The 2,522-nt window shown below is 70.5% G+C and carries 3 protein-coding genes; all 3 read right to left on the bottom strand.

Translation table 11 applies throughout. The features are described 5' to 3' along the window. Positions 1-1,678: acyl-CoA dehydrogenase C-terminal domain-containing protein (locus HUU95_RS14190; RefSeq protein WP_174280689.1), on the bottom strand; the 1,678-nt coding region annotated here is incomplete at its 3' end. Between the two features lie 4 nt (positions 1,679-1,682). Continuing rightward, positions 1,683-2,099: a MerR family transcriptional regulator gene (locus HUU95_RS14185; protein WP_174280688.1), complete on the bottom strand. Its 417-nt coding sequence runs from the start codon at positions 2,097-2,099 to the stop codon at positions 1,683-1,685. A gap of 32 nt (positions 2,100-2,131) precedes the next feature. After that, on the bottom strand, positions 2,132-2,522 hold a 391-nt coding region (locus HUU95_RS14180), incomplete at its 5' end, for a hypothetical protein (protein WP_174280687.1).

Below are 2,522 nucleotides of genomic sequence, written 5' to 3'. Positions count from 1 at the left end.
TGGCCTCCAGGAACGCCGCGTCGCCCTCGCCGGCCGCGCGCAGCCGCGCCGCCGCCGTCGCCATGCGCAGCCACATCAGCCCCACCGCGACCAGCCCGGTCAGGTGCATGTACGGCACCGCGCCCGCGCCCGCATGGTTCGGATCGCGCATGGCATTAGCCATGAACCATAGCGTCGCCCCCTGCAGATCGCCCAGCGCGCGCTCCAGCGCCGTCGCGAACGCCGCCGTCGCCTCGTCCTGCTTGCCAGCCGCGACCTCGCCCGCGACGAGGGCGAGCAGCGCCTGCACCGCGCGGCCGCCGTTCTGCGCCAGCTTGCGCCCGACCAGGTCCATCGCCTGGACGCCGTTCGTGCCCTCGTAAATCATCGCGATCCGGGCATCGCGGACATATTGCTCCATGCCCCATTCGGCGATGTAGCCATGACCGCCATAGACCTGCTGCATGTCGGTCGCGATCCTGTAGCCCATGTCGGTGCCGAACCCCTTGATCACGGGGGTGAGCAGCCCGATCAGGTCCGCCGCCATCCGGCGCTCGCCATCATCGACCGCGAGGTGCTCCAGATCGACCTGCAACGCCCCCCACAGGCACAGCGCGCGCAGCCCCTCCGTCAGCGCCTTGGCCTCCATCAGCATGCGGCGCACGTCGCCATGGACGAACAGCGCGTCCGCCTTTTCCGCCGGCTCGGCGGCGCCGGACAGCGCGCGGCCCTGCCGCCGGTCGCGCGCATAGGCGACGCCGTTCTGATACGCCGTCTCCGCGACGCCCAGCCCCTGCAGGCCGACGCCCAGCCGCGCGGCGTTCATCATCACGAACATCCCCGCGAGCCCGCGCATCTCCTCGCCGACCAGCCAGCCGGTCGCCCCGTCATAGTTCATCACGCAGGTCGAATTGGCGTGGATGCCCATCTTGTGCTCGATCGACCCGCAGGTGACGGCGTTGCGCGCGCCGGGCGAACCGTCCGCCTCGACGATGAACTTGGGCACGACGAACAGGCTGATGCCCTTGGACGAGTCGGGCGCGCCGGGCGTCTTGGCGAGGACGAGATGGATGATGTTCTCCGTCAGGTCGTGCTCGCCCGACGAGATGAAGATCTTGGTGCCCGTGATCGACCATGAACCGTCCGCGTTCGGCTCGGCGCGGGTGCGGATCAGGCCCAGGTCGGTGCCGCATTGCGGCTCCGTCAGGTTCATCGTCCCGCCCCACTCGCCCGACACCAGCTTGGGCAGGTACGTCGCCTGCTGCTCGGGCGAGCCAGCCGCGCTCAGCGCCGCGATGGCGCCGTGCGTCAGCCCGGGGTACATGGCGAAGGCCATGTTGGCGGAGATCATGTATTCCTGGAACGCGGTCGAGACGACGTGCGGCATGCCCTGCCCGCCGAACTCGGGCCGGTTGCCCAGCGTCGCCCAGCCGCTCTCCACATATTGGCGATAGGCGTCGCGGAACCCCGCCGGCGTCGTGACGCTACCATCGGGATGGCGCGTGCAGCCCTCCTGGTCGCCCGACTGGTTCAGCGGGAACAGGATGTCGGCGACGAACCGGCCGCCCTCCTCCAGCACCGCGTCGACCACGTCGGGGGTCGCCGCCTCGAAACCGGGCTGGTTGGCGTGGCCGGCGAGCCCGACGACATGTTCCAGCACGAAGCGCGTGTCGCGGATGGGGGGCGTATAGCTGGGCATGGGTCTACCTTCGATCCTGGGCGGCGCCGGCTTCGAGCACGGTGACGAAATCACGCAACTCGGCGAGGGCGGCGTCGATGTCGTGTTTCTGCGCCGCGAGCGAGGCGATCCGCTCGCGGCAGCGCTCGATCGCCACCGCGCGCTGGTGACGCCGGCCGTCGCCGACATCGTACAGGTCGATCATCTCGCGGATCGCGGCCAGGCTGAAGCCGACGCGCTTGCCGCGCAGGATCCAGGCGAGCCGCGCGCGGTCGCGATGCGAATAGACGCGCTGCGTGCCCCGCCGTTCGGGGTCGATCAGCCCTTCGTCCTCGTAGAAGCGCAGCGCGCGCGCGGTGACGCCGAACTCGTCGCACAGATCGGTAATCGAGAAGCGCTCGCGATCGGCGCGCGACGGAACGGTGGCATAGGCGGTCGCCATGACGCGTCCGCTACGCCTGCTTGACGTTCACGTCAACCGGCGCACAGGTTCCGTCCATCGGACGCCCGCAACGTCGCCGCTTCCGACACCGACTCGCTCAGCCGTTCCACCGTCAGCGCGGTCAGCGAGGCGCGACCGGTGCAGGTGCGCGCGCAGGCATCGGGCAGCTCGGCGGGAAAGCTGATCCGCTCGCCATCGAAGCCGGCGTCGAACCGGCAGTCGCCGAAACGGACGCGCAATCGATCGCCATGCCGTTCGACCGTGCCGGACGCGGCGCAGCCCTGCCCCTCCCCATAGTCGACGCTGGCGCCCAGCCGCAGCGCGTCGCCGGTCGGGACGATGCACAGCCGGTCGGTGTCGTTCGCCCACAGCCCCGCCAGCACCGCACGCGCCGGATCGGCGACCAGGCCGCGCGCCACCGCC

The organism is Sphingomonas bacterium, from assembly GCF_903643065.1.
Taxonomy (GTDB): Bacteria; Pseudomonadota; Alphaproteobacteria; order Sphingomonadales; family Sphingomonadaceae; genus Sphingomonas.
This window is presented reverse-complemented; position numbering and strand designations above follow the sequence as displayed.